This window comes from Desulfitobacterium sp. (assembly GCF_034927245.1).
Taxonomy (GTDB): Bacteria; Bacillota; Desulfitobacteriia; order Desulfitobacteriales; family Desulfitobacteriaceae; genus Desulfitobacterium_A.
This window is the reverse complement of the sequence record NZ_JAYFQK010000077.1, coordinates 1-4,508: the sequence shown is the minus strand read 5'-3', so window position 1 is coordinate 4,508 and position 4,508 is coordinate 1. Positions and strand designations below refer to the sequence as shown.

The 4,508-nt window shown below is 48.0% G+C and carries 5 protein-coding genes; all 5 read right to left on the bottom strand.

The window, feature by feature from the left end; translation table 11 throughout:
- Positions 1 to 351: precorrin-3B C(17)-methyltransferase (locus VB077_RS16060; RefSeq protein ID WP_323416270.1), on the bottom strand; the 351-nt coding region annotated here is incomplete at its 3' end.
- 26 nt (positions 352 to 377) lie between these two features.
- Positions 378 to 1,520: a cobalt-precorrin 5A hydrolase gene (locus VB077_RS16055; RefSeq protein ID WP_323416269.1), complete on the bottom strand. Its 1,143-nt coding sequence runs from the start codon at positions 1,518 to 1,520 to the stop codon at positions 378 to 380.
- Positions 1,517 to 2,296 (bottom strand): precorrin-4 C(11)-methyltransferase, encoded by a 780-nt coding sequence (gene cobM / locus VB077_RS16050; RefSeq protein ID WP_323416268.1) that lies wholly within the window; start codon positions 2,294 to 2,296, stop codon positions 1,517 to 1,519. Before cobM ends, VB077_RS16055 begins: the two co-directional genes overlap by 4 nt.
- A gap of 47 nt (positions 2,297 to 2,343) precedes the next feature.
- Positions 2,344 to 3,042, bottom strand: coding sequence for a precorrin-2 C(20)-methyltransferase (cobI, locus tag VB077_RS16045; RefSeq protein WP_323416267.1), 699 nt, complete (start codon positions 3,040 to 3,042; stop codon positions 2,344 to 2,346).
- On the bottom strand, positions 3,039 to 4,271 hold the full coding sequence (gene cbiE / locus VB077_RS16040; RefSeq protein WP_323416266.1) for a precorrin-6y C5,15-methyltransferase (decarboxylating) subunit CbiE: 1,233 nt from the start codon (positions 4,269 to 4,271) through the stop codon (positions 3,039 to 3,041). Before cbiE ends, cobI begins: the two co-directional genes overlap by 4 nt.
- Positions 4,272 to 4,508: the final 237 nt, after the last annotated feature.

Genomic DNA, 4,508 nt, shown 5'->3' with positions numbered 1-4,508 from the left:
GATTACGGCAAAATCGTGCATCAAAGGCGCCCCCAACTGAGAAGCCGCGGCATTAGCCGCTGTCACGCCCGGGATAATCTCTAACGGTAAATCGATACACTCCGCCTCTTGCAAGCATTCGATTAGGATTCCTGCCATCCCATAAATTCCGGCATCACCACTACTAACCAGGGCAACGGAATGCCCTTCCAGAGCCAATTTCACAACCTCACGGCAGCGGTCAATCTCCTGACGCATACCTGTTGCCACCACTTTTTTATCTCCTATAAAAGGAAGGACAAGATTTATATAGGTATGGTAGCCGGCGACAATATCGACTTCCTCCCAAACCTTTTGGGCCCGAACTGTCATATGTTCGGGGCTGCCCGGTCCGATCCCTACGACAAAAATCTTTCCATACTGATCGCGACGGTTACTCCGCTCTGTTTCTGCTTGGGCAGAATCAGCTCTCCGTGTTTCGTCCCCAATAAACTGGCTGCTTCGCAAACTCCATCCACTCCAATCTTTTCTTTTACAAACTCGGAACGGGACAATTCCCGCTCATCTGCCAAAGTCTGTATTTCCGCTGCCGAAAAGGTCTGAAAAGGTACACCCAACTCATGGGCCGCTTCAATCATCCCTGATTCGTGTTGTTTAAGATCAATACTAAAGATTCCGGAGACACTCTGCCTGGAAGCACCGATACTGGATAGCGATGCATCCACAGCCTCCAAAACCTTTTCTTTGCTAATCCCTCGCCGGCTTCCTACGCCGATACTTAAAACTCTCGGAACTAAAATGATCCACGGTAAATCCGAAGGGGAGTCTAGGTTACTCTCAATGCTCGGTGATTCCCGAGCTGATTTCTCAGATGTCTTGTAAAAAGGGGTTACCCATATCTGAGCCTGTTCTTTTTCTTCCTCGCCGACAAAGATATAATGCTCATCTTTTCTTAACGGATGATCCGGAGATAATGTGACCTCTGAATATACCTTAAGGCACCTGTTAGCGAGAAGGTAACGGTTAGCTCTTTTTAAGCCACTTGTGGGTTTAACGATCCAGCCTAATCTTCGCGCATATTCATCGGGAGCGGTCAACCCCTCGACATCCGTCGCTGTCGTAATAACCGGCTGCGCCTTAAGCTGATCCGCAACTTCCTTAGCCCAAGCATTGGCTCCGCCCAGATGACCGGAAAGCAACGGAATCACAAACCGGCCCTTTTGGTCCAATACGAGAACCGCCGGATCACGATCTTTGCTTTGGATTAAAGGCGCAACCTGCCTGACAACTATTCCCGCTGCCATCACAAAAATCAGCAATGCTGATTTCTTCCACAGCTGCGGCATAATTTCCGCCAGTCGTTTGAAGGTATGGCACTCTCCGGTTGCCTTAGAGTTCGCTGATTCAGAAACCCATAATTCCATTGTCAAACCCATCTCACGCCCACGAAAACTGTTAATAATTTTTCGGCCGAGAACCAAGCCCTGATCCGTCAGCACGATGACAGCCATTCGTCCCCTTAACCCTTCTTCGAGCTTCATGGCTTCTGTCCGTTCCGGTATTCATGACTGAATCCCGGGTCATAGAGTTTAGAACGCAATCCCTCATGTGAAGTGAGAAAATCGCCGACGAGAATTTGAGCCTGCTTTCGGATTCCGGTCTGCTTAACCTTATCTTCGATCGTCGCCAGTGTGCCGGAAACGATTTGTTCGTCCTCCCAGCTGGCCCGGTAAATAACCGCTACAGGTGTTTCGGGCGCATAGCCTGTCAGCAATTCCCGAACGACACGGCTCATGTCCTGCACGCTGAGGAAAATAGCCATACTTGCCTGATGTTTAGAAAGCTCGGCTAAGCTCTCTTTTTCGGGTACGGGAGTACGCCCGGCCAAACGGGTCAAAATGACGGTCTGACTGACTTCCGGGAGCGTAAATTCCTTTTTAATCGCGGCCGCTGCCGCAAAAACCGAGCTCACCCCGGGAATCACGGAATAAGAAATTCCCCGCGCTTCAAGAGGTTCCATCTGCTCCTGAATCGCACCGTAAACACTGGGATCCCCCGTATGAAGCCTGACCACAGTTTCCCCTTTTTCAACGCCTTCAATCATAAGCCGGAGGGTGTCTTCCAAAGTTAGCCCCGCACTGTCAAATAACGGGATTCCCTCCCGGCAATAGCCGAGAATTTCCGGATTGACAAGTGAACCCGCATAAATTACGCGATCCGCAGTTTCGAGAATTCTTTTACCCTTAAGTGTAAGCAGTTCCGGGTCTCCCGGTCCTGCACCTACAAAAATAACTTGACCCCTACTTTTTTCAGCCACATGCTCTCCTCCAATCCAACTGTTGTTATCCGATTCGTTTCCTTTATTCACTTCACCGGCCGATTGATAAGAACCAGACTTAAATAATCCACTTTTCCCATTTCCTCCTGATCTGTCAGCTCGCGAATTTTCTCCCCTGCTTGTCCGACACGAGTTGCTAGTACCGCCTTGCCACCGTTTTCTTTGATATTTTGAAGGACCTCAGGTAAGTTGCGTGAAACTTTCATTACCACTAGATTGGGGATTTCCGCATATTGATCTACTCCTTCAATTCCGGGTAAAACAAGAAGCGGTTCATCACCGGTAGCCAGCGGCTGATTCACTTTAGCTGCTGCGGCAGCCATAGCCATAATTCCCGGAACAGTTTCGATTTGCTCAGAAGATAACTCTCTTTTTAGTAGATTTAAAAGGTAAGTATAAGTGCTATAAAACGAGGGATCACCTATGGTCAAAAAAGCCACTGATTTACCGGAATGCAGCGCATCTAAAATTTGCGAAGCCGCCTTTTGCCAAGCCGCTTGAAGAACTGTCTCATCAGAAGTCATCGGCATTTCCAATTCCATCAATTGAATATCCGACGGACAATGCACCTTAGCGATCTCCCAGGCTACACTGTCCCGATCCATCCGCGATTTCGGCACGGCAACAATATCAATATGCTTGAGTATTGCCACAGCTTTCAGCGTAATCAACTGAGGGTCTCCCGGTCCGACTCCTAATCCATAAAATTTACCTTGATGGGTCATTCTTTTCCCTCCTTCTTCGCTTTTCTCCCACTGATAATAAAAACAGGGTTCATGGCCTGAGCCATATGAAAATCCTTAATTTCCTTCCAACGAACAGCCTGAATTGAAACCACATCAATTTCTTCGAAACCTTGCTGCTTTAATAGTTCCAGTCCTCCGCCCACTGTCTCTAAAGTAACGGCAGTCAAAACAACTCTTCCCCCCGGCAGCAAAGGGGCCTTTTCCAAGATTTCTTTGAGCCGGCCCTGACTTCCCCCAATCAGGCAAACGTCAACAGGCGGGATTTCCGCAAAAACCTCGGGGGCTGTCCCACGAACAAGCCGCAGGTTAGGAATGCCGAATTTTGACTGGTTTAATAAAATCAGCTCCTGAGCCTCGTGATCTTCCTCGACCGCAAAAACCAGTCCCCGCCCGGCTAGACGAGCGGCCTCAATGCTTAGGCTGCCTGTCCCTGCTCCTACATCCAAAATCTTGTCGGTCTCCCTAATCTTCGCTTCCGCGAGAACCTGAACCCTGACTTCCGTTTTTGTAAGGGGAACTTTGCCTCGAATGAACTCCTCATCTGGAATGCCCAAACCCTCTATATTCACGTTTTCCTTTCTCTCATCGTCAAAGGAAAACGGATGAAGAAGAACGATTGCATTGTTATATTGATTTTTCTCATGAGCCAGTGTTTGGACATCCGTGTTAATCCATTCTTCATCGGGGTAACTCAAACGGTTTCCCAAGGAGATTTTTAGGTTAAGCCCATATTGCTGATAATAGGCGGCAACCTTCTGGGGAGAGTTTTCCCCTCCGGTCAGAACGGCTAAAGGCTTTTGGAATGTTAACGGAAGAGTGTCCAGCGACCGGCCATGAACGCTTTGAAATTCAGCTTCTTGCCAGGGCAAACCCGCTCGTGCAAAGGCAAACTGCATTGAGCTGATTCCGGGATAAATACGCATTTCCGTTTCCGGAAACTCCCGTTTAAGCATTGGCAGGAAACTATAAAATCCCGGATCCCCTGACACCAACACACCGACCTGCTTCTTTTCTGTTAACGCCGTGCGTATTTCCAAAATAGCCGTACTTAATTTTCCGGACAAAACACTGCAATCCCCCTGAAAATCCGGGAAAAGTTCAAGCGCACGATTTCCTCCAAATAACACATCGCAGGACATAACGATTTCGATAATTGCAGGTGGTAACCACTCCCTGCTCCCGGGACCGATGCCCATGATTTTTATCATTCCTTAGCCTCCAATCATAAAGAAAACCCGGCTTTCGCCGAGCCTTAGCGAGAGCGAAAACCGTTGGTTGCACTTATACTATCAACCGATAAAAACTTATGATTTCACTGCAAAAACCCCATTAACCTGACCGTCATAAGAAGGATATTTATCTCTCAATGTTGAATTATTAAGCATAAAGAAGTAATTGATTGAACGATTGAGATAAATCGGTTTCTTGGGGGTATTTGAAGATGT